Origin of the sequence: Pseudomonas sp. E45-MNA-CIBAN-0222 (genome assembly GCF_040310405.1) — a bacterium.
GTDB classification, from domain to species: domain Bacteria; phylum Pseudomonadota; class Gammaproteobacteria; order Pseudomonadales; family Pseudomonadaceae; genus Stutzerimonas; species Stutzerimonas stutzeri_AC.
Genome location: NZ_JBEOPU010000007.1, coordinates 250620 through 275690, shown reverse-complemented (window position 1 = coordinate 275690; position 25071 = coordinate 250620). Strand labels below are relative to the sequence as shown.

General features: G+C 60.5%; 29 protein-coding genes and 1 pseudogene. 12 read left to right on the top strand and 18 right to left on the bottom strand.

Annotated elements, in window-relative coordinates; genetic code table 11:
• The 6 genes and pseudogenes from AAEZ08_RS13230 to AAEZ08_RS13205 form a co-directional block, all read left to right on the top strand.
• A pseudogene (locus AAEZ08_RS13230) lies at nucleotides 1–951 on the top strand (electron transport complex subunit RsxC); the annotation flags it as partial.
• Nucleotides 952–1068: 117 nt separating this feature from the next.
• Entirely contained in the window at nucleotides 1069–2097 is a 1029-nt protein-coding gene (locus AAEZ08_RS13225) for an RnfABCDGE type electron transport complex subunit D (RefSeq protein ID WP_003282975.1), read from the top strand.
• Nucleotide 2098: 1 nt separating this feature from the next.
• Nucleotides 2099–2872: an electron transport complex subunit RsxG gene (gene rsxG / locus AAEZ08_RS13220; RefSeq protein WP_058063959.1), complete on the top strand. Its 774-nt coding sequence runs from the start codon at nucleotides 2099–2101 to the stop codon at nucleotides 2870–2872.
• Nucleotides 2869–3582 carry an electron transport complex subunit E gene (locus AAEZ08_RS13215; protein WP_058063958.1) on the top strand — a complete coding sequence of 238 codons (714 nt, stop codon included), beginning with the start codon at nucleotides 2869–2871 and terminating at the stop codon, nucleotides 3580–3582. Before rsxG ends, AAEZ08_RS13215 begins: the two co-directional genes overlap by 4 nt.
• Before the next feature lie 10 nt (nucleotides 3583–3592).
• Nucleotides 3593–4231 (top strand): endonuclease III, encoded by a 639-nt coding sequence (nth, locus tag AAEZ08_RS13210; protein ID WP_003282971.1) that lies wholly within the window; start codon nucleotides 3593–3595, stop codon nucleotides 4229–4231.
• Nucleotides 4232–4339: 108 nt separating this feature from the next.
• Nucleotides 4340–4519 (top strand): PA3496 family putative envelope integrity protein, encoded by a 180-nt coding sequence (locus tag AAEZ08_RS13205; RefSeq protein WP_003282969.1) that lies wholly within the window; start codon nucleotides 4340–4342, stop codon nucleotides 4517–4519.
• A 40-nt stretch (nucleotides 4520–4559) separates the two neighbouring features.
• On the opposite strand, the gene gloA is transcribed toward AAEZ08_RS13205, so the two are convergent.
• The 3 genes from gloA to AAEZ08_RS13190 form a co-directional block, all read right to left on the bottom strand.
• The gene (gene gloA, locus AAEZ08_RS13200) at nucleotides 4560–4952 is read right to left on the bottom strand and encodes a lactoylglutathione lyase (protein ID WP_003282968.1); all 393 of its coding nucleotides are present in this window, start codon (nucleotides 4950–4952) and stop codon (nucleotides 4560–4562) included.
• A gap of 95 nt (nucleotides 4953–5047) precedes the next feature.
• Nucleotides 5048–6265 carry an argininosuccinate synthase gene (locus AAEZ08_RS13195; RefSeq protein WP_003282967.1) on the bottom strand — a complete coding sequence of 406 codons (1218 nt, stop codon included), beginning with the start codon at nucleotides 6263–6265 and terminating at the stop codon, nucleotides 5048–5050.
• Between the two features lie 87 nt (nucleotides 6266–6352).
• Entirely contained in the window at nucleotides 6353–7246 is an 894-nt protein-coding gene (locus tag AAEZ08_RS13190; RefSeq protein ID WP_500124446.1) for a flagellar protein MotY, read from the bottom strand.
• A gap of 164 nt (nucleotides 7247–7410) precedes the next feature.
• Between AAEZ08_RS13190 and pyrC the strand changes: the two genes are divergently transcribed.
• Together pyrC and rnt are read left to right on the top strand one after the other, a co-directional pair.
• The gene (gene pyrC, locus AAEZ08_RS13185; RefSeq protein ID WP_500124444.1) at nucleotides 7411–8454 is read left to right on the top strand and encodes a dihydroorotase; all 1044 of its coding nucleotides are present in this window, start codon (nucleotides 7411–7413) and stop codon (nucleotides 8452–8454) included.
• Nucleotides 8451–9131 (top strand): ribonuclease T, encoded by a 681-nt coding sequence (gene rnt, locus AAEZ08_RS13180; RefSeq protein ID WP_058063954.1) that lies wholly within the window; start codon nucleotides 8451–8453, stop codon nucleotides 9129–9131. Before pyrC ends, rnt begins: the two co-directional genes overlap by 4 nt.
• Before the next feature lie 109 nt (nucleotides 9132–9240).
• Here rnt and thrC read toward each other — a convergent pair whose 3' ends face one another.
• From thrC to ffh, 10 genes are all read right to left on the bottom strand, one after another.
• The gene (gene thrC / locus AAEZ08_RS13175) at nucleotides 9241–10650 is read right to left on the bottom strand and encodes a threonine synthase (RefSeq protein ID WP_181066170.1); all 1410 of its coding nucleotides are present in this window, start codon (nucleotides 10648–10650) and stop codon (nucleotides 9241–9243) included.
• Nucleotides 10651–10735: 85 nt separating this feature from the next.
• On the bottom strand, nucleotides 10736–12040 hold the full coding sequence (locus AAEZ08_RS13170) for a homoserine dehydrogenase (protein ID WP_003282962.1): 1305 nt from the start codon (nucleotides 12038–12040) through the stop codon (nucleotides 10736–10738).
• A gap of 103 nt (nucleotides 12041–12143) precedes the next feature.
• Nucleotides 12144–12644: a GFA family protein gene (locus AAEZ08_RS13165; protein ID WP_181066171.1), complete on the bottom strand. Its 501-nt coding sequence runs from the start codon at nucleotides 12642–12644 to the stop codon at nucleotides 12144–12146.
• 101 nt (nucleotides 12645–12745) lie between these two features.
• The gene (locus AAEZ08_RS13160; RefSeq protein ID WP_003282959.1) at nucleotides 12746–13471 is read right to left on the bottom strand and encodes a thioredoxin fold domain-containing protein; all 726 of its coding nucleotides are present in this window, start codon (nucleotides 13469–13471) and stop codon (nucleotides 12746–12748) included.
• A 180-nt stretch (nucleotides 13472–13651) separates the two neighbouring features.
• A complete protein-coding gene (gene xerD / locus AAEZ08_RS13155; RefSeq protein ID WP_500124440.1) occupies nucleotides 13652–14548 on the bottom strand; it encodes a site-specific tyrosine recombinase XerD in 897 nt (298 codons plus the stop codon).
• Between the two features lie 186 nt (nucleotides 14549–14734).
• Nucleotides 14735–15085, bottom strand: coding sequence for a 50S ribosomal protein L19 (gene rplS / locus AAEZ08_RS13150; protein WP_003282957.1), 351 nt, complete (start codon nucleotides 15083–15085; stop codon nucleotides 14735–14737).
• Nucleotides 15086–15127: 42 nt separating this feature from the next.
• Nucleotides 15128–15880, bottom strand: coding sequence for a tRNA (guanosine(37)-N1)-methyltransferase TrmD (gene trmD / locus AAEZ08_RS13145; RefSeq protein WP_181066252.1), 753 nt, complete (start codon nucleotides 15878–15880; stop codon nucleotides 15128–15130).
• Between the two features lie 5 nt (nucleotides 15881–15885).
• A complete protein-coding gene (gene rimM, locus AAEZ08_RS13140; RefSeq protein WP_058063949.1) occupies nucleotides 15886–16422 on the bottom strand; it encodes a ribosome maturation factor RimM in 537 nt (178 codons plus the stop codon).
• A gap of 5 nt (nucleotides 16423–16427) precedes the next feature.
• Nucleotides 16428–16679, bottom strand: coding sequence for a 30S ribosomal protein S16 (gene rpsP / locus AAEZ08_RS13135; RefSeq protein ID WP_003282953.1), 252 nt, complete (start codon nucleotides 16677–16679; stop codon nucleotides 16428–16430).
• A 210-nt stretch (nucleotides 16680–16889) separates the two neighbouring features.
• The gene (gene ffh / locus AAEZ08_RS13130; RefSeq protein ID WP_003282952.1) at nucleotides 16890–18266 is read right to left on the bottom strand and encodes a signal recognition particle protein; all 1377 of its coding nucleotides are present in this window, start codon (nucleotides 18264–18266) and stop codon (nucleotides 16890–16892) included.
• Between the two features lie 242 nt (nucleotides 18267–18508).
• Between ffh and AAEZ08_RS13125 the strand changes: the two genes are divergently transcribed.
• Both AAEZ08_RS13125 and AAEZ08_RS13120 read left to right on the top strand, forming a co-directional pair.
• A complete protein-coding gene (locus AAEZ08_RS13125; protein WP_003282950.1) occupies nucleotides 18509–19309 on the top strand; it encodes a cytochrome C assembly family protein in 801 nt (266 codons plus the stop codon).
• 17 nt (nucleotides 19310–19326) lie between these two features.
• Complete coding sequence (locus AAEZ08_RS13120) at nucleotides 19327–20613, top strand: HlyC/CorC family transporter (protein WP_003282949.1); 1287 nt, start codon at nucleotides 19327–19329, stop codon at nucleotides 20611–20613.
• A gap of 15 nt (nucleotides 20614–20628) precedes the next feature.
• Here AAEZ08_RS13120 and purT read toward each other — a convergent pair whose 3' ends face one another.
• The 4 genes from purT to AAEZ08_RS13100 form a co-directional block, all read right to left on the bottom strand.
• The gene (gene purT, locus AAEZ08_RS13115) at nucleotides 20629–21810 is read right to left on the bottom strand and encodes a formate-dependent phosphoribosylglycinamide formyltransferase (protein ID WP_003282947.1); all 1182 of its coding nucleotides are present in this window, start codon (nucleotides 21808–21810) and stop codon (nucleotides 20629–20631) included.
• Nucleotides 21811–21854: 44 nt separating this feature from the next.
• Nucleotides 21855–22046: a DUF1289 domain-containing protein gene (locus AAEZ08_RS13110; RefSeq protein WP_003282946.1), complete on the bottom strand. Its 192-nt coding sequence runs from the start codon at nucleotides 22044–22046 to the stop codon at nucleotides 21855–21857.
• Nucleotides 22043–22564, bottom strand: coding sequence for a gamma carbonic anhydrase family protein (locus tag AAEZ08_RS13105; RefSeq protein ID WP_003282944.1), 522 nt, complete (start codon nucleotides 22562–22564; stop codon nucleotides 22043–22045). The genes AAEZ08_RS13110 and AAEZ08_RS13105 overlap by 4 nt, the downstream gene beginning before the upstream one ends.
• 71 nt (nucleotides 22565–22635) lie before the next feature.
• The gene (locus AAEZ08_RS13100) at nucleotides 22636–23253 is read right to left on the bottom strand and encodes a CoA pyrophosphatase (RefSeq protein WP_003282943.1); all 618 of its coding nucleotides are present in this window, start codon (nucleotides 23251–23253) and stop codon (nucleotides 22636–22638) included.
• 215 nt (nucleotides 23254–23468) lie between these two features.
• On the opposite strand from AAEZ08_RS13100, the gene AAEZ08_RS13095 reads away from it, so the two are divergent.
• Entirely contained in the window at nucleotides 23469–24035 is a 567-nt protein-coding gene (locus AAEZ08_RS13095) for an NUDIX hydrolase (RefSeq protein WP_003282941.1), read from the top strand.
• Nucleotides 24036–24094: 59 nt separating this feature from the next.
• Nucleotides 24095–24598, top strand: coding sequence for a L,D-transpeptidase family protein (locus AAEZ08_RS13090; protein ID WP_003282940.1), 504 nt, complete (start codon nucleotides 24095–24097; stop codon nucleotides 24596–24598).
• A gap of 45 nt (nucleotides 24599–24643) precedes the next feature.
• Here the strand turns inward: AAEZ08_RS13090 and AAEZ08_RS13085 are convergent, their stop codons facing one another.
• The gene (locus AAEZ08_RS13085) at nucleotides 24644–24961 is read right to left on the bottom strand and encodes a YqfO family protein (protein ID WP_003282939.1); all 318 of its coding nucleotides are present in this window, start codon (nucleotides 24959–24961) and stop codon (nucleotides 24644–24646) included.
• Nucleotides 24962–25071: the final 110 nt, after the last annotated feature.

Sequence of the window (25071 nt, the reverse complement as noted above, 5' to 3'; positions counted from 1 at the left end):
GCGGACGACGAGACTCTGAAGAAGGCCAAGATCGAAGCCGCCATGCTCAAGGCGCAGATCCGCAAGCTGGAGAAGCTTGAAGCACCGGATGACGGTCAGCAGACTGAGCTCGCCCGCCTGCGTCAGCAACTGAGCGAAGCCGAGCAGGCGTTGAGCGCCGCGCAGAGTGCCGCGCCCGCACCCGCCGCCAAGCCAGCGGACGACGAGACTCTGAAGAAGGCCAAGATCGAAGCCGCCATGCTCAAGGCGCAGATCCGCAAGCTGGAGAAGCTCGAAGCACTAGATGACGATCAGCAGACTGAGCTCGCCCGCCTGCGTCAGCAACTGAACGAAGCCGAACAGGCGCTGAGCGCCGCGCAGAGTGCAGCGCCGGCACCCGCCGCCAAGCCAGCGGACGACGAGGCACTGAAAAAGGCCAAGATCGAAGCCGCCATGCTCAAGGCGCAGATCCGCAAACTAGAGAAAGTCGAGACGCCGGATGACGATCAGCAGGCCGAGCTCGCCCACCTGCGTCAGCAACTACACGAAGCCGAGCAGGTCCTCAGCGCCGCGCAGACTACCGCGTCAACACCAGCCGCCAAGCCAGCCGCTGACGATGCGCTAAAGAAAGCCAAGATCGAACTGGCGATGAAGCGCTCCGAGCTCAAGAAAGCCGAGAAAGCTGGCGCCGAAGAGCCGGAGCTCAGTCGCCTGCGTGATGCGCTGAGCGCAGCGGAGCAGGCCCTGCACGCCGCCGAGGATGCTGCGCAAAAACCTGCGCCCGAGCTGGTGCGAACCAGCAAGCCGGGAGTCGATGAGCGCCAGCGCGCGCTCAAGACTGAGCTCGCTTTTGCCCGAGCCGATCTGCGCAAACTCGAGCGCGACGAGAGCGCAGAGCCCTCCGTTATGGACGCTGCCCGCGCACGGTTGAGCGAAGCGGAACGCCAGATGGCGGAATATCAGGACTCATGAACCCACGGTTCGAAACGGCACCAGCCTTCGTCGCCTGGGTGAGATACCAACAAGATCGGATACAAGGCGTAGGCTGCCTGGCCTACACCCAGCCAACGCTTTAGAACCGGAGAGCCAATGGCCCTGCCCCGCATCACTTCGCCCCATGCCAAGGGCCCCAGCCGTACCCAGCGCGTCATGCTGCTGGTGCTCGCGGCCACCCTACCCGGCGTGGTCGTGCTGACCTGGCTTTACGGTGCAGGTACGTTGATCAACCTCGCCTGGGCTTGCCTGGCCGCACTCGGTTTCGAAGCAGCCATTCTGAAGCTGCGCCAGCGCCCTGTAGGTTTTTTTCTCCGCGATGGCAGCGTGCTGGTTACCGCGGTGCTGCTGGCCCTCGCGTTGCCACCCTACTCACCCTGGTGGCTGACGCTGATTGCAACCGGCTGCGCGGTGGTCTTCGGCAAACAGCTGTATGGCGGCCTCGGCCAGAACCCCTTTAACCCGGCAATGATCGGCTACGTGGTGGTGCTGATTTCCTTCCCGGTGGAAATGACCACCTGGCCTGTGCCGCACAGCGTTGGATTGGGCGCCGGCCTGCAGCACATCCTCGGCATCGCCTCGCTGCCCGATGGCTGGACCCAGGCCACGGCGCTCGACGTACTGAAGGTGAACAAAAGCCTGACCATCGACGAGTTGTGGAGCAACCCGGCGTTCGGCCACTTCGGCGGCATCGGTTCGGAAGTGGTGAATCTGGCATTCCTGGCCGGCGGCCTGTTCTTGCTGCACAAAAGGCTGTTCAGCTGGCACGCGCCGGTCGGCATGCTCGCTGCCCTGGTGTTAATGAGTCTGGTGTTCTGGAACGGCTCAGGCTCCGATAGCAACGGCTCGCCGTTGTTCCATCTGCTCAGCGGCGCCACCATGCTCGGCGCATTCTTCATCGTTACAGATCCGGTCAGCAGCGCCACCAGCCCGCGTGGGCGCCTTATCTTCGGTGCCGGTGTCGGAATTCTGGTCTATGTCATCCGCGCCTGGGGTGGTTATCCGGACGGCGTGGCCTTCGGGGTACTGCTGATGAACCTGGCGGCACCTACCATCGACTACTACACCCGCCCGCGCACCTACGGCCACCGTAAGGCTGAGCGCGGCTTCAAGCTGGGCGAATGACATGATGCTTCCGGAAATCAGCCGTTCCATGCTGAAGAACGCCGCGGTGCTGGGCCTGTTCGCAGTCGTCACGGTGGGCGCGGTGACACTGCTCCAGCAAGGCACTGCCGAACGCATCCAGGCCGCCGAACGCGCCGCGCAGGTTCGCGCACTGGGCGAAATTCTGCCCGCTGGCAGTTATGACAATCACCTGCTCGACGACAGTGTGCTGATTCAGGACCGCCTGCTCGGCAATAGAAGTCCGCTGCCCGCTTATGTCGCGATCAAGGATGGTCGCCCGAGCGCCGTAATCCTCCAGGCCATCGCGCCCGACGGCTACAGCGGCGCGATTCATCTGTTGGTGGGCATTCACGCCGACGGCAGGGTCGCCGGTGTCCGGGTCATCGGCCATCGTGAAACGCCAGGCCTGGGCGACAAGATCGAATTGGCGAAGAGTCCGTGGATTCGCAGTTTCGATGGCAAGTCGCTGAGCAGTCCGGCGGCTGAAGGCTGGGCAGTGAAGAAGGACCGCGGCGAGTTCGACCAATTCGCTGGCGCCACCATCACCCCCCGTGCCGTCGTCGGCGCCGTGCACCGCGCCTTGCAGTACTTCGATGCGCACAAGGCTGAGCTGCTGACAACCGGCGGCGAAGCGATCGAGGACACTGGCGCGGCCCTGGAACGCCGCAGCGAACCTGAGGAAACCACCGTGCATTCCCGGGCCGGCAGTGCCGGCACGCGCGACGAACTGCGCACCACCGAGCCTGAAGCCGAGCCGCAAGGGGATCAGCCATGAGCACACCCAGCTATAGCGAATTGACCGTCAACGGTCTGTGGAAGAACAACCCGGCACTGGTGCAGCTGCTCGGGCTCTGCCCGCTGCTCGGCGTCAGCAACTCGGCGGTCAACGCCCTCGGACTCGGCCTGGCGACAATGCTGGTGCTGACCTGTTCGAACATCGGCGTCTCACTGGTGCGCGGGGTGGTCAATACCGCGGTACGTCTGCCGGCATTCGTGATGATCATCGCTGCGCTGACCACCTGCATCGAGCTGCTGATGCAGGCCTTTACCTACGAGCTGTATCAGATCCTCGGCATTTTCATCCCGCTGATCACCACCAACTGCGTGATCCTTGGACGCGCCGACGGTTTCGCCGCCAAGCACAACCCGCTGATCGCGGGCTTCGATGGTCTGGTCATGGGCGTGGGCTTCTGTCTGGTTCTGGTGGTACTCGGCGGCCTGCGCGAACTGTTCGGGACCGGCGCGCTGTTTGCGAACATGCACTTGCTGTTCGGCCCGGTCGCCGCTGACTGGCAGATCACTCTGTTCAGCGACTACAAGGGCTTTCTGCTGGCGATCCTGCCGCCGGGTGCATTCATCGTGCTCGGCCTGTTGATCGCCCTGAAGAACCGTATCGACCAGCAACTCGCAGAACGCGCCCGCGCTGCACAACCCGCCGCTCCGGCTGCCAGCCGCCGCGTGCGCGTGACCGGCGTGATCGAGTGAGCTTGGCGCGATGAATGCCGAAAAACGTCGGGAGATCTTCCGCCGCCTGCATGAAGACAATCCCGAGCCGAAGACAGAGCTGGCCTACAGCACCCCCTTCGAATTGCTCATTGCTGTGATCCTTTCAGCCCAGGCCACCGACGTCGGAGTCAACAAGGCCACGGCCAGGCTCTACCCCGTGGCCAACACCCCGGAGGCGATCTACGCGCTCGGCTACGACGGCCTATGCGAGTATATCCGCACCATCGGCTTGTATCCGAGCAAGGCGAAGAACGTCATCGAGACCTGCCGCATCCTGATCGAGAAGCACGGCAGCCAGGTACCGGACAATCGCGAAGCCCTGGAAGCCCTGCCCGGTGTGGGCCGCAAAACTGCCAACGTGGTACTGAACACGGCGTTCCGCCAATTCACCATGGCGGTGGACACGCACATCTTTCGGGTCAGCAACCGCACAGGCATCGCCCCAGGCAAGAATGTCTTGGAGGTCGAGCGAAAGTTGATCCGCTTCGTGCCCAAGGATTACCTGCTCGATGCTCACCATTGGTTGATCCTGCACGGACGCTATGTCTGCAAGGCACGCAAACCCCAATGTGGCAGCTGCCGGATCGAGGACCTGTGCGAATACAAGCATAAGACGTCGGACGATTGAGCGCGCTAGTGAAAAGCTTGCAACACGATTGAAAAAAACTTTTTTACCGGCTTCGATTTTGCGGCTATAAGGTGCGCCAAGAGCGCCCCGTAGCCTTGGAGTGAACAAGTGGCCGAGAAAGAAGACATTCAGATCGAAGACGATTTCATCGCCGAAGATGACGATGAGAGCAGTGAAGCTCCCGTCGAGGTCGCCAAGACCAATCTGACCAAGCGTCGAATCATCGACAACCTGCTGGAGGAACGCCGCCTGCAGAAGCAGTTGAACGACTTCGACTTCGATCTATAAACGAAAAAAGCCCCGAAAGGGGCTTTTTCATATTCGTCGGTCAGTCGGCGCGCTTCGGCGACAAGAGTTCGATCTTGTAGCCATCCGGGTCCTCGACGAACGCCAGGATGCTGGAGCCGTGCATCATCGGTCCCGGCTCGCGGGTGATCTTGCCGCCACGGGCACGAATGTCCTCGCAGGCCTTGTAGACATCTTCCACTTCCAGGGCGATATGGCCGTAGCCATTGCCCAGTTCGTACGTCTCGACACCCCAGTTATGGGTCAATTCGATCACACTGTTATGTGCCTCGTCGCCGTAGCCGACGAAGGCCAGGGTGAATTTTCCGTCCGGATAGTCTTTGCGGCGCAGCAGGGTCATGCCCAACACTTCGGTATAGAAGGCGATGGACTTTTCCATATCGCCGACACGCAGCATGGTATGCAGCAGTCTCATGATTCAGGTCTCCTCGTTCGGCAGCGCTTGTGGCAGTGCAGAAAGTACAACCCCGGCACGTGGCCGGGGTCGGTTGGCTCAGGCGCGCCAGCTTATCAGAACTGGGTGCGGCCCTTTCCAGCAGCGATGCGCATGCGCAGCGCATTAAGCTTGATGAAGCCGCCAGCGTCCGCCTGGTTGTAGGCGCCGCCATCCTCTTCGAAGGTTGCGATATTAGCGTCGAACAGCGAATCGTCAGACTTGCGACCGACGACGATGACGTTGCCCTTGTACAGCTTCAGGCGCACAACGCCGTTTACATTGACCTGGGACGCGTCGATCATCTGCTGCAGCATGCTGCGTTCCGGGCTCCACCAGTAGCCGTTGTAGATCAGGCTGGCGTACTTGGGCATCAGCTCGTCTTTCAGATGAGCGACTTCGCGGTCCAGAGTGATCGACTCGATGGCGCGGTGGGCCTTGAGCATGATGGTGCCGCCGGGCGTCTCGTAGCAACCGCGGGACTTCATGCCGACATAACGGTTCTCGACGATGTCGAGGCGGCCGATGCCATTTTCACCGCCGATGCGATTCAGCTCGGCCAGGACCTGAGCCGGAGTCATGTCCTTGCCGTCGATGGCAACGATGTCGCCCTTGCGGTAGGTCAGCTCGATATAGGTCGGTGCGTCTGGAGCTGCTTCAGGAGAGACAGTCCACTTCCACATGTCCTCTTCATGCTCGGTCCAGGTGTCTTCCAGCACACCGCCCTCGTAGGAAATGTGCAGCAGGTTGGCATCCATGGAATACGGCGATTTCTTCTTGCCGTGGCGCTCGATCGGGATGGCGTGCTTCTCGGCGTAATCCATCAGTTTCTCACGCGACAGCAGATCCCATTCGCGCCAAGGGGCGATCACTTTGACGCCAGGCTTGAGCGCATAAGCACCCAGCTCGAAACGCACCTGGTCGTTACCCTTGCCGGTGGCGCCGTGGGAGATGGCGTCAGCGCCGGTTTCATTGGCGATTTCAATCAGGCGCTTGGCGATCAGCGGACGGGCAATCGAGGTGCCCAGCAGGTATTCGCCTTCGTACACGGTGTTGGCGCGGAACATGGGGAAGACGAAGTCGCGAACGAACTCTTCGCGCAGGTCATCGATGTAGATCTCCTTGACGCCCAGAGCCTGCGCCTTGGTGCGCGCCGGCTCCACTTCTTCGCCCTGGCCGAGGTCGGCGGTGAAGGTCACCACTTCACAGTTATAGGTGTCTTGCAGCCACTTGAGAATCACCGAGGTGTCCAGGCCACCGGAATAGGCCAGAACTACCTTCTTAACGTCCGCCATGCCATCAGCTCCACGGGTTGTACGGAAAGCCTGGGATTCTACCGGTCATGGGCTGGCTTTTACAGGGGCGCGCCATTGCGCGCGCACTCAGGATGAAGGAGTGGCAGCGGCATTGGACGCCGCCGGGGGCGCTGCGCCACGTTCCAGGCGCAACGTGACCCGCCGATTCTTGGCACGATTGGCCTCGCTACTGTTGGCAACTACTGGATAGCGCTCGCCATGGAAGCGCAGCGTGATCTGCTCTTCCGGCACACCGTTGGCGATCAGGTAATCCTGTACCGCCAGTGCGCGGCGGCGGGACAGGTCGCGATTGAGCAGGCGGTTGCCGCTATTGTCCGAGTGCCCGTCCAGCTCGATGCGATTCACACTGGGATCGGCGCGCATGTATTGCAGGACGATATCGAGTCTGGCGCGCCCCTGCGCATCCAGTACCACGTCGCTGCTCGGAAATCCGATCTGCGACTGGCGCACCTGTTCAAAGTTGACTGGCAGCAGCTTGGCCGTGCAGGCGCGATAGTCCTCGTAGGCTTTACCAAAACGCGCCGGCAACAGACGAATCTCCAGTGTATCGCCGCCGTGCAGCGTGCGATGCCGTACCACCGGACTGCGTCCTTCGAGCAGGCCGCTGAGCAGCCGTCCAGCCTGTAGTTGGGTGCTATTGAACGGAATATCGCCGCCGCCTACGGAGACGACGCCAAGATTGATATCGCTGCGTGAGGGTTGCCACGGTGCTGCAGCGGCGAGAAGGGTGGCCGACCCCGCGCCTAGCCAGCGCTCCGGCGAGTGTAGACGGAACACCGCTTGCTCGCCGGCACGGCGCACGAACTCACCACTGCCGAAGCCGGCGATAGGCTGCGTCAGCCGGCATTCGAACTGATCGCCTTCCACCTGCCATTGCACCCGCTCCAGTCGGGTCTGGAATGTCAGGGCGTTGGCCGGTGAAGCGAGCAGGCACAACAGTACGAGAGGGCGCAGGCGCACGATGAACTCCGAGAGGATGCGTATTCCTTCTAGGTATCGGTGCCCGACCCGCAAACTTGAGCACTGCGGCGTCAGCGACCCTATTCCGGCAGACGAAGGCAAGATGCCGCGCCCGGGCTTTTCCGGTAGCATTCGCGCACGTTTCACCCGCCTGGAAACCCTGCATGTCCGACCGAATCACACTGCTGCGCCCCGACGACTGGCACATTCACCTGCGCGATGGCGCTGTCCTGCCTCACACCGTCGCGGATGCTGCTCGCCAGTTCGCCCGCGCCATCATCATGCCGAATCTGGTGCCTCCGGTACGCAATGCCGACGAGGCTGAGGCCTATCGCCAGCGCATCCTGGCGGCTCGCCCAGCCGGCAGTGGTTTCGAGCCATTGATGGTGTTGTACCTCACCGACAGTACCAGCCCCGACGATATCCGTACGGCCAAGGCCAGCGGCCTCGTGCATGCGGCCAAGCTCTATCCAGCCGGCGCAACCACCAACTCGGCGTCAGGTGTGACGGCAATCGACAACATCTTTGGCGTGCTGGAAACCATGGCCGAAGTCGGTCTGCCATTGCTGGTCCACGGCGAAGTCACGCGCAGCGAGATCGATATATTCGACCGCGAGAAGTACTTCATCGACGAGCAGTTGAGCCGCGTTACCGCACGCTTCCCAACGTTGAAGGTGGTGTTCGAGCACATCACCACGCGCGACGCCGTGCAGTTCGTCGAAGCAGCCAGCGCCAACGTCGGTGCCACCATCACTGCGCATCATTTGCTGTACAACCGCAACCATATGCTAGTGGGCGGTATTCGCCCGCATCTATTCTGCCTGCCGGTTCTCAAGCGCAACGTCCATCAAGAAGCGTTGCTGGATGCTGCCACCAGCGGCAGCCCCAAGTTCTTCCTCGGCACCGACTCTGCCCCCCACGCACAGCATGCCAAGGAAGCGGCCTGCGGTTGCGCTGGCTGCTACACCGCCCATGCCGCCATCGAGCTGTACGCTGAAGCCTTCGAACAGCGCCAGGCGCTGGACAAGCTGGAACCGTTCGCCAGTCATTTCGGTCCGGATTTCTATGGTCTGCCACGCAACACCACGCAGATCACCTTGGTACGCGAGGAATGGCATGTGCCGGCCAGTCTGCCGTTCGGCGAGCAGATCGTTGTACCACTGCGAGCCGGAGAGCGGCTGCACTGGCGTCTGGAGGCAAACGCATGAGTGAAAGTGAAGAACACTTCGAAGACGAACTCGAGGAGCACCTGCCTGGCAAACCCCGCTCGCCCATGGCGCGGCGTTTCCGTGGTTTCCTGCCTGTGGTGATCGACGTGGAATGTGGCGGCTTCAACAGCGCGACAGACGCGTTGCTGGAAATCGCTGCCGTGACTATAGGGATGGACGAACAAGGCCTGCTGTATCCGCAGGACACGCTGTTCTACCGCGTGGAGCCTTTCGCTGGTGCCAACATCGAGCCAGCCGCGCTGGAGTTCACCGGCATCAAGCTCGACCATCCGCTGCGCATGGCCGTGCCGGAATCGCAGGCGCTGACCGATATCTTCCGCAGCGTTCGCAAGGCGGTTAAATCTGCCGGCTGCAAGCGCGCGATTCTGGTAGGCCATAACAGCAGCTTCGATCTCGGCTTCCTCAACGCCGCAATCGCGCGCTGTGAGATCAAGCGCAACCCGTTTCACCCGTTCTCCAGCTTTGATACGGCTACCCTTGCCGGCCTCGCCTACGGCCAGACCGTACTGGCAAAGGCTTGCCAGACTGCCGGGATCGACTTTGACGGCCGCGAAGCTCACTCGGCCCGCTACGACACCGAAAAGACCGCCGAGCTGTTCTGCGGCATCGTCAATCGCTGGCGAGAAATGGGCGGTTGGGAGGAGTTTGACGAGTAACGTCTGGGGTCCAGGGCGGCAGCGCGGCTCTGAATGCCAGCTGTCGAGATCGACGCCAGAAACGAAAAAGGCCAGTCACGCGACTGGCCTTTTTCGTATAACCGCGACGTTAGAGCGGCTTGCCTCGGTTGCCGTGCTGGCCAACGAAGGCCTGAACAGCCTTCAGTTCGTTCGGCAGCACCGTGCAACGCTCGTTGCGTTCGAACAGGTCAGCCAGGTGCGCCGGCAGGGCAAGTGCCTGGCCAATACCCGCCTTTTCTACCGCATCCGGGAATTTCACTGGGTGGGCGGTACCCAACGTCACCATCGGGATGCTCAGGCTGCGACGGCATTCGCGTGCGGCATGCACGCCGATGGCAGTGTGCGGATCGAGCACCTCGCCTGTTTCCTTGAAAACCTGGGCGATGGTGGCGCAAGTCTGCTCATCATCCACTGCCAGCGAATCGAACAGCTTGCGTGCTTCGGTCCAGCGCTCCTCTTCCACCGATAGCTTGCCGCTGGCCCTGAAGCCATCCAGCAGCTCAGCCACCGCCTTGCCATTGCGACCGTGCAGGTCGAACAGCAGACGCTCGAAATTCGACGACACCATGATGTCCATCGACGGCGACAGCGATGCGTGCAGGGTGTCCTTGTCGTAGCGATTGCCGGACATGAAGCGGTGCAGGATATCGTTGCGGTTGGTGGCGACGATCAGCTGATTGATCGGCAGGCCCATGTTACGCGCCAGGTAGCCGGCGAAAATGTCGCCGAAATTGCCGGTTGGCACCGAGAACGCCACTGAACGCGCTGGGCCGCCGAGCTGCAGCGCAGCATGGAAGTAGTAGACGATCTGGGCCATGATTCGCGCCCAGTTGATCGAGTTGACCGCCACCAGGCGAGTGCCCTTGAGGAAGCCCTGGTCAGCGAAGCTGGCCTTGACCATCTCTTGACAGTCATCGAAATTGCCTTCGATGGCGATGTTGTGGATGTTCTCACCGAAAATCGTGGTCATCTGCCGACGCTGCACTTCGGATACGCGCTGGTGCGGATGCAAGATGAAGATGTCGACGTTCTCGCAACGACGGCAGCCTTCGATGGCGGCCGAACCGGTATCGCCGGAGGTCGCGCCCATGATCACGACGCGCTCGCCACGCTTGGCCAACACGTAATCGAGCAGGCGGCCGAGCAGCTGCAGGGCGAAATCCTTGAACGCCAGGGTCGGACCGTGGAACAGCTCGAGCACCCACTCGTTGCCATTCAGCTGGCGCAGCGGGGCGATGGCGCTGTGGGCGAAGACACCGTAGGTCTCTTCCAGAATTTTCTTGAAGTCGGCATCAGGAATACTACCGGCAACGAACGGCCGCATGACCCGGAAGGCAAGCTCGTGATACGGCAGACCGGCCCAGGAAGCGATTTCTTCCACGGTAAAACGGGGCAGGTTCTCCGGCACGAAAAGGCCGCCATCGCTGGCCAGACCAGTAAGCAGAACGTCTTCAAAATTCAGGGCTGGCGCCTGGCCACGAGTGCTGATGTAGCGCATTTCATCAAACCTTCGGTTTGCGCGGCAGGCTCACACTGCAGGCGTCAGGCTGTTCCATGCCTGCAGCTTGCGGCCTGCAGCATGGTTAATTGAGCTGTTCGACGCGGATGCGCACGACCTTGTCCACTACATCGTCGAGCGCTTCCAGCGCAGCGATGGCATCGTCGATGCGCTGCTCGACCACTCGATGGGTAACCAGAATGACCGGCACCAGGCCGTCCTGCTCCTCAGCCTCTTTTTGCATGATCGATTCGATGTTGATCCCGCGCTCAGAAAGGATGCTCGCAACCTGAGCCAGCACGCCCGGATGATCCTTGGCCTGGATCCGCAAGTAGTAAGCGCTTTCGCAGGCGCTGATGGGCAGAATCGGATGGTCGGACAACGAGTCCGGCTGAAACGCCAGATGCGGCACACGGTTATTCGGGTCGGTGGTCAACGCGCGGGTGACATCTACCAGGTCGGCAACCACTGCCGAGGCGGTCGGATCCATGCCAGCACCCGCGCCGTAGTAGAGCGTGCTGCCGACAGCATCGCCATTGACCATAACGGCATTCATCACGCCATTGACGTTGGCGATCAAGCGGTCGGCTGGAATCAACGTGGGATGGACGCGCAACTCGATACCGGCATCGGTGCGCCGAGCGACACCCAGGTGCTTGATGCGATAACCCAGCGCCTCGGCGTAGTTCACGTCAGCCGTGGTCAGCCGCGCGATACCTTCGGTGTAGGCCTTGTCGAACTGCAGCGGAATACCGAAAGCGATCGAGGCCAGGATGGTCAACTTGTGCGCAGCGTCGATACCCTCGACATCGAAAGTCGGGTCAGCCTCGGCATAGCCCAGCTCCTGGGCTTCCTTGAGCACGTCCTCGAAAGTACGCCCTTTCTCGCGCATCTCAGTGAGAATGAAGTTACCGGTACCATTGATAATGCCAGCCAGCCAGTTGATGCGGTTGCCGGCCAGCCCTTCACGAATCGCCTTGATAACAGGGATGCCACCCGCGACCGAGGCCTCGAAGGCAACGATTACGCCCTTCTCGCGCGCCTTGGCGAAGATCTCGTTACCGTGCACAGCGATCAGCGCCTTGTTGGCAGTGACCACGTGCTTACCGTTCTCGATAGCCTTGAGCACCAGCTCCTTGGCCACGGTGTAGCCACCGATCAACTCGACGATGATATCGATCTCAGGGTTGTTCACCACATCGAAGAGGTTCGCCGTAACGGGCGTCGCACCGGTATCGCACTTGGGGTTCGGATGCCGAGTGGCAATCTGCGCAACCTCGATTCCGCGCCCGGCACGGCGGGCAATCTCCTCGGCGTTGCGTTTGAGCACATTAAAGGTACCGCCACCGACGGTTCCCAGCCCACAGATGCCAACTTTCACCGGTTTCAAGCTGAACTCCCCATTCACAGCGAAGCGATCGGACTTGCCGATCGACAAAAGAGTCGCACATTACGAAGGGAGCAGCTTTTAGTCAATCGGCCGCGGCCCGCGGCTAGCGAGATGAGCCGCCAAGACCCAAGCGCTGATGCCATTGCGCGAGCGACTCATCAGGATACTCGGCAAAGCAGCGATCATCCGCCGCCTGCACGTGCGGCTCGACCCAGCTTGCCTTGGAGTCGAGCATCAGATGCGTATGCTCCGGCGGTATGGGCAGATCGGTGTCGATTGCGCTAGCAAACGGGTGCATCAAATCGGGCCAGGTCGGATCCCACAACCACAGTGCACTGGCGCAAAGCCTGCAGAAATTACGGCGCCCCTCGCTGACGCTCACCTCACCCGTTTGCGGATCGGTTAGCCGCGCCTGATAGACACCGAGATGCTCACGACCTTCAACCTGCAGGGTTCTATAGTCGCCGCCGAGATTGATGGCGTAGCCACCACCGCCCGCCGTCTTGCGACAAATCGAGCAGTAACAGCGCATAAAAGGATAGGGCTGTGCAGACTCAAGACTGAATCGCACCGCCTGACAGTGACAGGAACCTTCGAGCTTCATCGCGACCTACCTCGTTCAGACCTAAAGGGTTTGAACGCGACAGGCCACGCAGTTCCAAGGCCACCCTTCGGCCCGGGGTAATCGGACCAATGGCCAGCCCCTCACTCGGCCGCGAGCGCGACCTCGGCCAGCTGCGCCGCCGGCTGATAGCCGGGAATCATCTGCCCATTTGCAAGGATGATGGCCGGCGTGCCCTGCACACCGATCATCTGACCCAGCTCGTACTGCTTGGCGATCGGCGTCTCACAACTAGCCGCAGCCAGGTCCTCACGAGCCTTGGCCTTGTTCATGGCGTCCTGACGATCCTTGGCACACCACACGCTGGTCAGGGTATTGGCCCCATGACTACCCATTCCTTGCCGCGGGAAGGCCACGTAGCGGACTTCCACGCCCAAACGGTTCAGCTGCGGCACTTCACTGTGCAGCTTCTGACAGTAGCCACAATCGGTATCGGTAAACACGGTGATATGGGTCTTGGGGTTCTTGGGTGCAAATACCACCATCTCACCGGCCGGAATTGAATTGATCTGTTTGGCAACCGACTTGCTCTGCGCCTGCTCGGTCAGATTGACAGCCTGACCGTCCTTGAACTGGTAAAGATAGCCCTGGATCAGGAACTGCCCATCGGCACTGGCATACAGCTGCCGGCCGCCCTGCAGCTGGACTTGATAGACCCCTGGCATCGGGCTCTCGGCAATCGCCTCAATAGGCATGTCCGGCTGGATCTTCTGCAACGACTGCCGAATTGCCTGATCCGGATCGGCGGCCATTACAACGGTGCTGGCCAGACCGAAAGCGGCGGCAGCGAACAAACGAATCACGCCCATGGGAACTCCTGGCAGCGACGATCAAGGAAAGACGCAAAGCCTAACATAGCAGTGCACCACAAACTGCTGGCTGCGTCGCCAACGTCTGCCTGAGCTCAGCCAGCGACGGAACGGGCGAAGGAGTTACATGCACCCACCGAACATGCCGGCACGCCGCTGCGAGCAGCAGCCGACGCCAGCTTAGCCTCGCGGATGATGCGTCGCATGCAGCTCTTGCAAGCGCGCACGGGCGATATGGGTGTAAATCTGAGTAGTCGACAGATCACTATGGCCGAGCAGCATCTGCACGGTGCGTAGATCCGCACCATGGTTGAGCAAATGCGTAGCGAACGCATGACGCAGCGTATGCGGTGAAATCGAGGCCGCGACCCCGGCGACCTTGGCGTGCAGCTTTATCCGATGCCAGAACGTCTGGCGGGTCATCTGTACACCACGCAGACTGGGGAACATCACGTCACTCGGCTTGCCGGCGAGCAGCTGATCGCGTGCGTCGCGCTGGTAACGCTCCAGCCAGTGCAGAGCCTCATCACCGAGGGGCACGAGCCGCTCCTTGCTGCCCTTGCCGAAAGTACGCAGCACGCCCTGCCGCACACTGACCTGCTCCAGCGTCAGGCTGATCAGCTCAGTCACTCGCAAACCGCAGGCGTAGAGCACCTCAAGCATCGCTCGATCACGCAAACCAAGCGGGTCACCAATATCCGGCGCCGCTAGCAGCGCTTCCACATCGGATTCAGACAACGCCTTAGGCAAGGGCCGCCCAAGCCGCGGCAGGTCAACTCGCAAGGTCGGGTCCACGGCGACATCCCCCTCGCGCAACAGGTAGCGGTAGAAACCTCGCAACCCCGACAGGAACCGCGCGGTAGATCGCGCCTTGTAACCATTGTTCAACCGCCACGCGAGGTGATCAAGAATGATCTCGCGCTCAGCCACCGCCAACTTCACACCGCGCTCACTCAGCCACCCATTGAATAGCGCGAGGTCACTGCGATAGGCCTCGCGACTATTGTCCGCCAGGCCTTTTTCCAACCAGAGGGCATCGAGGTAACGGTCGATAATGGGATCGTCGAGAGCGGGCATGAAAGCTTCAATGAAAGTAAGGCGTGACAGTTTTCCATACGCGGCTCGCCACTGCCAGAGCACAGCCCGCGCGCATCCATACCACCGGGCACCTCCGCCCAGCTGACCGGGATAAGCGCCTCATTAACGAAAGGGCATAAACGAAAAAAGCAGCCCGTAGGCTGCTTTTTATTGGAAGAAGCGGTATTAAACCAGCTTTTCCTTGATGCGTGCGGCCTTGCCGGACAGCGCGCGGAGGTAGTACAGCTTGGCTTTGCGCACGTCACCGCGGCGCTTGACGCTGATGCTTTCGACCATCGGGCTGTAGCTCTGGAAGGTACGCTCGACGCCCACACCGTTGGAGATCTTACGAACGGTGAAAGCACTGTTCAGGCCGCGGTTACGCTTGCCAATCACTACGCCTTCGAAAGCCTGCAGACGCTGACGGTCGCCTTCCTTCACCTTCACCTGAACGATCACGGTGTCACCCGGCGCGAACGGCGGGATTTCTTTGGTCATCTGCTCGGCTTCGAGCTGCTGAATGATCTTGTTGGTCATGCTGTGCTCCTAAGGTCAACCCGGTGGGCTGCCATCGATACGTTAACTATCGTCCCGCTGGCGGATGTATTCCGCCAGCAGCTTCTGTTCTTCTCCAGAAAGCGAGCGGCTATCCAGAAGATCAGCGCGTCGCTCCCAGGTCCTTCCAAGGGACTGCTGCAAGCGCCAACGCCGGATGTGTTCATGGTTGCCGCTAAGCAGCACCTCAGGAACACATTTATCCGCATACACCTCAGGTCGCGTGTAGTGCGGACAGTCGAGCAGGCCGTCGGTAAACGAATCCTCCTCGGCGGAACCAGCATGACCAAGGGCGCCCGGAAGCAACCTGGTCACCGCATCGATCAGCACCATTGCCGGCAGCTCGCCACCGGACAATACGTAATCACCGATCGACCATTCCTCATCCACGTGCGCTTCGATGAAGCGCTCGTCGATACCTTCGTAACGACCAGCTATAAGGATGAGTGCATCCTCGTTCGCCATTTCGCGGACATCAGCCTGCTTCAGCTGGCGCCCCTGCGGCGAAAGGTAAATCACCCTCGCCGTCTCGCCCGCGGCTTGTTTGGCATCAGCCAACGCAAGCTCGAGCGGCTTGATCTTCATCACCATGCCCGGGCCGCCGCCAAATGGTCGGTCGTCCACGGTCTGGTGGCGGTCTTCGGTGTAGCTTCTAGGGTTCCAGCAGCTCAGCTGCAACAACCCCTGCTTTACTGCACGACTGGTAATCCCGTAGTCGCATATAGCTGCGAACATTTCAGGGAACAGGCTGATGACTTCAACGCGCAAAGCGGCCATGCCGTTCAGAAATCCGCGTCCCAATCGACCTGCATCTCGCCTGCTTCCAAATCGATCTTCAACACACACTGATCGGTGTAAGGCAGCAGTCGCTCACGATCATCCAGGCTGCCAGCACAAGGCTGGACGACAAGAACGTCGTTAGCTCCAGTTTCGAGCAGGTGGTCTACCACACCGAGCAATTGCGCGGCCTGGTTAAACACCTTCAAACCCAAGAGCTGATACCAGTAGTACTCACCGTCGTCCAAGTCGGGCAGTTCGCTACGCGGGACACAGATCTCGAAGTCAGCGTAGGTACGCGCAACTTCGCGGTCATCCAAGCCCTTGAGCGTTGCCACCAGAATCTTTCCCTGGAGGCGCCCCTTGATCAACTCGATCTGCTTGACCTCGTCACCTCGCCTCAGCGTCCAGCGGCGATAGCCCAGCAGATTGTCGATCGGATCGGTAAAGGAATAGACCTTTACGTCACCGCGCACGCCATGCACCGAAACGATCTTGCCTATGACGACCAGGTCATCGGCCGGAGCAGACGTTGCATTCATGTGATTCAGGCAGCGGCCTTAGCAGCTTCCTTCAGCAGCTGAGCAACGCGCTCAGACGGCTGTGCGCCCTGGCTCAGCCAGTAAGTAGCGCGCTCCTGGTTTACAGAAAGCTTCACTTCCGCACCGGAAGCGATCGGGTTGAAGAAACCGATGCGCTCGACGAAGCGACCATCGCGCGGGTTGCGGCTGTTGGTCACGGTCAGGTGGTAGAAAGGGCGCTTCTTGGAGCCGCCACGGGCGAGACGAATAGTTACCATGTGAACATCGTTCCTGTAGTCGGTGCTAACTTAAGGCACACACTTACTTAAAATGGGCCTAGGCCCGAAAGGCCGCACATTTTAAGGAATGCCGGGGATTTTGCAAACTCTTTTACTAATGGCGTCAGGCAGACCAGCGCAACACCGGACCGCAGGCAAGAGGAAGTCTTTTCACCCCTACCCAGGCCCATGACCATTCGCTGCGGCACTCTAGAATTTCGGCATACCACCGCCTGGTAGCATTCCGCCCATGCCGCGCATCATCTTGGCCATGCCGCCCTTGCCGGTGACTTTCTTCATCATCTTCTGCATCTGCTTGTGCTGCTTGATGAGACGACCGATGTCCTGCACCTGAGTGCCGGAGCCCATAGCAATTCGACGCTTGCGCGAGCCGCTGATGATATCGGGATTACGCCGCTCGGCGGGGGTCATCGAGTTGATGATCGCCTCCATCTGCTTGAACTGCTTCTCCGCCGCACCCTGGGCATGCCCCATCTGCGACAGATTGACGCCACCGATCGATGGCAACTTGTCCATCAGTCCGCCAAGACCACCCATGTTCTTCATTTGCTGCAGCTGGTCGCGGAAGTCTTCAAGGTCGAAGCCCTTGCCCTTCTTGAGCTTCTTGGTGAGCTTCTCGGCCTTTTCACGATCAAGGGTTTGCTCGGCCTGCTCGATGAGGCTGAGGACATCGCCCATACCGAGGATGCGCGACGCAATACGATCCGGATGGAAAGGCTCCAGGGCGTCGCTCTTTTCGCCCATACCAAGGAACTTGATCGGCTTGCCAGTCACATGGCGCACCGACAGCGCCGCGCCGCCACGGGCGTCACCGTCGACCTTGGTGAGCACGACACCAGTCAGCGGCAACGCCTCGCCGAACGCACGTGCGGTATTCGCCGCGTCCTGGCCGGTCATGGCATCTACGACGAATAGCGTCTCGGCTGGATTGATCGCGGCATGAACTGCCTGGATCTCAGCCATCATCTCGGCGTCGATCGCCAATCGCCCAGCGGTATCCACCAGCACCACATCGATGAATTTGAGCTTAGCTTCGCGAATCGCTGCCTGGGCGATATCCACTGGCTTCTGGCTGATATCGGACGGGAAGAAGGTGACACCAACTTCAGCCGCCAGCGTCTCGAGCTGCTTGATGGCTGCCGGGCGATACACGTCCGCAGACACCACCAGCACCGTCTTCTTCTTACGCTCCTTGAGAAAGCGCGCCAGCTTGCCCACGGTGGTGGTCTTACCCGCCCCCTGCAGACCAGCCATGAGCACCACTGCCGGCGGCGTTACCTGAAGCGCCAGATCCTCGTTCGCCGCGCCCATCAACTCTTCCAGCTCGGCACGAACGATTTTCACGAACGCCTGCCCCGGCGTCAGACTCTTCGACACCTCAGTGCCGACTGCGCGCTCCTTGACCCGATTGACGAACTCCTTGACCACCGGCAGTGCAACGTCGGCCTCAAGTAGGGCCATCCGCACTTCACGCAGTGTGTCCTTGATGTTGTCCTCAGTCAGCTTGGCCTTGCCGGTGACATGGCGAAGCGTTTGTGAGAGGCGATCGGTTAGGTTTTCGAACATGAGCCATTCCACGCTGGATGTGCTGAAGGGCGCGATTATAGAAGGTGGAAGCGCCGGGCCGGTACCCCGACTGCATCGCTTTTCGGTTTTACCAAGGCTTGACTTGCTTTTGCATAACGGCGTTGAGAGCCAATCTCGCTTAGCACCCGGGCCCGATGTGACGATCAGTACACTGCCGCCGGCTTTTGCGCCTCGGGTCTTTGTGCCACACTCACGACCTTTCGAGCCCGTTACCGGAACTTATGCACCCTCTGCTACCCAGCCTTGCCGCCGCTGCGCTTTACGCCGGCGTCACGGGTTATCAAAGTTTGCGCCTGGCACAACGCGCCGCGCCGGACAAACGCCTGCTGCTTGCCATTGGCTTGCTCGCCCTGCTCGCCCACGGCACCAGCCTGTTTATGCAACTGCTCTCACCGAGTGGCTTGCACCTCGACTTTTTCACCGCGTCGAGCCTGATTGCTGCGGCAGTCATCTTGCTGATCTTGCTGGCACTGTACCGAATGCCGGTAGAGAATCTGCTGCTATTGCTTTTTCCGCTGGGCTGTTTGACCGTGCTCTTCGCACAGTTCGCGCCGTCGGGCACGGCACCGGCGATCGCCGAGGAACCCGGCATACTCGCGCACATCCTGCTGTCGATTCTGGCCTACGGCATGCTGACCATTGCTGTGTTCCAGTCCTTGCTGTTGCTGCTGCAGGATCATCATCTCAAGCACAAGCACCCCTCCGGTCTAATCCGCAACTTTCCACCGTTGCAGACAATGGAAAGCCTACTGTTCGGCTTTCTCTGGGCGGGCTGGGTATTGCTGTCCGCTTCACTACTATCCGGATGGCTGTTTCTCGATGACCTTTTAGCTCAGCACCTGGTCCATAAGACACTCCTCTCGGTGGTCGCCTGGGTCGTCTTTGGCTTGCTACTGTGGGGCCGCCACCAACTTGGCTGGCGCGGCTACAAAGCCATCCGCTGGACGCTGGTCGGTTTCTGCCTGCTGATGCTGGCGTATTTCGGCAGCAAGCTGGTCCGCGAATTCATCCTGCATATCTGACGCAAACAGGCTAACTCGTGGAAAATCTACATCCTGGCTTTCTAGTCGGACTGCTGGTCTTTCTGTTGCTGTGCTCGGCATTTTTCTCCAGCTCCGAAACCGGCATGCTCAGCCTCAATCGCTACCGCCTCAGGCATCAGGCCAAAGAGGGGCATCGAGGCGCACTGCGTGCCAGCGAACTGCTCGCACATCCCGACCGCCTACTTGGCACGATTCTGGTCGGCAACAACTTCGTCAATATCCTCGCTTCCTCCATTGCCACCGTGCTGGCCATGCAGCTCTGGGGAGAGGCCGGTATCGCCATCGCGACCATCGGCCTGACCATCATCCTGCTGATTTTCGGCGAAATCACGCCCAAGACGCTGGCCGCATTACGCCCGGAGATCGTCGCCTATCCGGTCAGCCTGCCGTTGAAGATGCTGCAAAAGGTGCTGTATCCGCTGGTTGCGTTGCTCGGCTGGGTAAGCAACGGGCTGCTCAAGCTGCTTGGTGTCGACGTATCCAACAAGGGCAACGACAGCTTGTCTACCGAGGAACTGCGCAGTGTCGTACGTGAATCCGGTGCCGACCTGCCACTGAATCGGCAAAGCATGCTGCTGGGCATCCTCGACCTCGAACGGGTAACCGTCGACGACATCATGATCCCGCGCAACGAGGTCACCGGCATTGATCTCGACGATGACCTGGAGTCGATCATAGGACTGTTGCGCACCACGCCACACACGCGTCTGCCGGTCTTTCGCAACGACATCAACCAGATCGAAGGCATCGTCCATATGCGACAGATCGCCCGACTACTCAGTCATGACCAGTTGACCAAGGAAAGCCTGCTGGAAGCCTGCAACGAGCCTTATTTCGTACCGGAGAACACGCCGCTGTCCACCCAGCTGCTGAACTTCCAGAAGCAGAAGCGCCGAATCGGAATTGTGGTCGACGAATACGGCGATGTACGCGGCGTCGTCACGCTAGAAGACATCCTCGAAGAGATCGTCGGTGAATTCAGCAATCAGGACGTACTGCGCAGCCCGGATATTCATCCGCAGGATGACGGAACCCTGGTTATTGATGGCGCGGCCTATATCCGCGAGGTGAACCGAGCGCTGGAGTGGCAGCTGCCCTGCGACGGCCCCAAGACGCTCAACGGCCTGATCACCGAAGCACTGGAGCATATCCCCGACAGCGGCATCTGCCTACAGATTGGCGACTACCGCCTGGAAATCCTCCAGGCGGCAGATAATCGCGTGAAGAGCGTAAGGGCCTGGACGATCAGCGCCTCGCCATCGTCAGAGCAGGAACCTGCATAGCAGCACTCGCCACGCTTATAACTGGACGTTCACCGCACCTGCCGCTCGCAGCGCCTTTTCGCGCGCTGCTTCGATGGACGTATCACGCGCCAGCGCCACCCCCATACGACGCTGACCACTCACGCCCGGCTTGCCAAACAGGCGCAGCGCGGTATCCGGCTCGGCGAGCACGGCAGAGAGATTACCGAAGCTCACCTCGGTGGATTCACCCTCTACCAAAATCACTGCAGAAGCCGCAGGGCCCATCTGGCGGATACTTGGAATCGGCAGCCCAAGAATGGCCCGCGCATGCAGCGCGAATTCGGACAGATCCTGCGAAACCAGTGTCACAAGGCCGGTATCGTGAGGGCGTGGAGAGATTTCGCAGAACCACACCTGTTCACCTTTGACGAACAGCTCGACGCCGAAGATGCCGCGTCCGCCCAGCGCCTCGGTTACTGCCAGTGCGATGCGCTTCGCCTCGGCCAGCGCCGCCGGCGCCATCGGCTGTGGCTGCCACGACTCCTGATAGTCACCCTTCTCCTGGCGATGGCCGACCGGCTCACAGAAGCTAGTGCCACCCTCGTGGCGCACCGTCAGCAAGGTGATTTCGTAATCGAAGTCGATGAAGCCTTCGACGATGACCCGGCCGCGACCTGCGCGACCACCTGCCTGCGCATAATCCCAGGCGGCATCGATATCAGCTTCGCTGCGCAACACCGACTGCCCCTTGCCGGACGAGCTCATAACCGGCTTCACCAGGCAGGGAAAGCCCAAAGCCATCGCCGCCGAGCGACACTCTTCCAGCGAATCCGCGAATCGGTAGGGTGAAGTCGGCAGTCCCAGCTCCTCTGCGGCCAGGCGACGAATGCCTTCGCGATTCATCGTCAGTTGCGCGGCTCGGGCCGTCGGAATCACGGTGTAACCTTCGTGCTCCAGCTCAACCAGCGTGGCGGTAGCGATGGCTTCGATCTCCGGCACGATGTAGTGCGGACGCTCCTGCTTGATCACAGCGCGCAATGCGGCGCCGTCGAGCATGTCGACCACATGGCTGCGGTGCGCGACCTGCATCGCTGGCGCATTGGCGTAGCGGTCTACGGCTATCACTTCGACGCCGAGGCGTTGCAGCTCAATAACCAGCTCCTTGCCAAGCTCGCCGCAGCCACACAGCAGGACGCGCGTAGCGCTGGAAGACAATGGTGTGCCTATTCTTGGCATGGAATCCTCGCGACTCTAGAAATACAAACGAACCCGGCACGCGCCTACATCAGCTGCCCACTGAGACGAAGCCGCTCGCTGCAGCGTTGAAGCACCTCGCGGCGCTCCTCGTTGCCCATCAACCCCCAGCGGCGAATTTCGTCTGCACTGCGCTGGCAACCGACGCACAAGTCATCTTCATCCAGTGCGCAAAGGCTGACACAGGGAGATGCAACCGGCTTTTCCTGCGTGTTCACTCATCGAGCTCCAACTCACGCGCATAGCGCTGAGCGTTGTGCACGTAATGGGCCGCGCTCGCTTCGAGCATCTTCTTCTGCTCGTCGCTCAGCTCGCGCACTACCTTGCCCGGCGAGCCTACCACCAGTGAGCCATCGGGAATTTCCTTGCCCTCGGCGATCAGCGTGTTGGCGCCGATGATGCAGTGCCTGCCGATCTTGGCGCCGTTGAGCACCACCGCATTGATGCCGATCAGGCTGTAGTCGCCCACCGTGCAGCCGTGCAGCATGGCGTTGTGGCCAACCGTGACACCGGTACCCAGGGTCAACGGATGCCCCATATCGGTGTGCATGACGCTGCCGTCCTGGACGTTGCTGTTTTCGCCGATATGGATCAGCTCGTTATCGCCGCGCAGAACGGCACCGAACCAGACACTGGCGCCGGCATCCAGCCGAATTTTCCCAACCAAGGTGGCATTGGGGGCTACCCAGCTTTGCGGATGCGCATCGACCCGCGACTCTCCCAGACGGTATTTCACGACACACCTCTTTCTTATCAGTTTGAATGGATCGCCGGCCGGGCTCCTATATGGCGCCGAGTCGGCGTCGCTCAGGGTTCGCTGCGCCCGGACAAGTCGATGAATGCGGCAGGCGCGCGGCGCATTTCAATACCGGCGTCGTACACCACATTGACCAGCTCGACGATCATGATCGCCGTGAGGCCCCAGATCTGGTATTCGCCGTAGCGGTAGGACGGGATGTACCAGCTCTGTCCCTGGTAATCGATGCGGTGCGTAACCTCGCGAGGGTCCTCGCAGAAGAATTCCAGCGGCACCGAGAAGACCGAGGCGATCTCCGCATCGTTGGCGCGGTATTCGACGTAATCCGGCACCAAGCCAACATAAGGCGTGACGTGAATGCCATGCACCGACACCAGGCTGCTGAGCGGACCGACAACCTCGACCATGCCTGGCGCCAGGCCAACCTCTTCCTCGGCCTCACGCAACGCGGTGTGCAGTAGATCGCGGTCTTCCGGATCGCGGCGACCGCCGGGGAAAGCCACTTCTCCACCATGGGTGGAAAGACCGGCGGCGCGAAGGGTCAGCACCAGCTCCGGCGATTCGCTGCGGGTGATAGGCATCAATACAGCCGCTTCGGGCAGGCGGCCTTCCGGCTCCAGGAGATGCGGGGAATGAGCGCGCACCCGGTGGAGTATTGTGTCCAGCATGAATTTTCTCATTTCGTCTTTGATCGGCATCATGGCATGAAAGGCGCAACGGCCCAAGGCCTGGGGACGCCAATCACAGCCGTCAAATGCCTCGCCGCGATGTCAATGTTTGAACGGCGAAACGTGATCGATCTTCGTACCTGATCGCAACGTTACTACCTTGTCCAAACGGCGCGGAAGAAACAAGATTTGCCGCAACCAACAGGAATTTACCAATGAAGTACTGCAACCAGTGCGGCAACCCGGTGCTGGTCCGTATCCCCGATGGCGACAACCGCCCACGCTTCGTCTGCGACGCCTGCCAGACCGTCCACTACCAGAACCCGCGCATCGTCGCCGGCTGCGTGCCTGTATGGGATGACCGTGTGCTGCTCTGCCGTCGCGCGATCGAGCCAAGGCGGGGTTACTGGACTTTACCGGCGGGCTTCATGGAAAACGGTGAAACGCTGCAGCAGGCCGCAGAACGCGAGACGTTAGAGGAAGCTTGCGCCAGGGTTCGGGACCTGCAGCTATATACGCTGTTCGACCTGCCGCATATCAATCAGGTGTACATGTTCTTCCGCGCTCAACTGGTCGATCTGGAGTTCTGCGCCGGGGATGAGAGCCTGGAAGTCAGGCTCTTCCATCAACAGGACATCCCTTGGTCCGAGCTGGCTTTTCCCACCATAGGCCGTACCCTAGAATGCTATTTCGCCGACCGGGTTCAGCAGACCTTCCCGGTGCGCAACGAAGCCGTGACAGGCTATCGCAACCGCCAGCAGGACCAGGCCAGATCAGACTGAATGGCCTACCGGTCCGACTCGCATTTACAGGTCTGATGTAGTTCGACAGGAATGCCTCGATGCGTTGGCTGCTCGCTTTGCTCTGCCTCACTTTTACCGCGCTCGCTCACGCCAATGCGACGCCCAGCCTGGACGGCTCGCGCATCGACAAGGTCCTTGTGATCAAGTCGGAACGCAAACTCCATCTGGTCAGTGCTGGCCAGACCCTCAAGAGCTATCGCGTTTCGCTCGGCAAGCAGCCCAGCGGAGCGAAGGTCCGCGAAGGCGACAAGCGCACACCCGAAGGCTTCTACTGGATCGACTGGCGCAAGACCAGCGACAAGTACAACCTGTCGATGCACATTTCCTACCCCAACGCCCGCGATCTGGCCCGCGCGCAACAGGAGGGGGTACCGCCTGGAAGCATGATCATGCTTCACGGCACGCCGCTGGATGAGGAGTATCCGGAGTGGTTCTTCCATACCCTCGACTGGACCGAGGGCTGCATCGCGCTGAGTAACAGCGACATGCGAGAGATCTGGGGGCTGGTCAAGGATGGCACGCTGATCGAGATTCGCCCCTAGTAGCCGGCAGGCCAGATCAAGGCAATTCTGGCTGGGTTGCCCGCCTCAGAACTGCATATCGGACAAGCGCCAGACATCGAAGGCTGGCGTCTCGTAAGGATGGGCTTTCTTCATTGCTTTGACTGTTTCGTGAATGAGCTCGTCCGCCACGACCATTTCGACCTTCCACTCGGGCACATGCTGCACCTGGCCGACCTGCCCGATAAATGGCTGGCTGCCGTCCAGCGGCCGATACTGCCCCTGCCCCAGCATTTGCCAGCAGCAGCTGTCATACGCACCGACGCGACCCGCGCCCGCGGCGAATACTGCTTTCTTGACCGCCTCCAGATGACTGTCTGGAACATAGAAACACAGCTTGTACATCGACCTCTCCGTGTAGATGAGCCCAACCTCGACCGGCCGAGCGAACTGGCATTCTGCCATCCGTGTGCACGCAGAATAGTGCGTCGCGTCATAGCTCAGACGACGCTTTG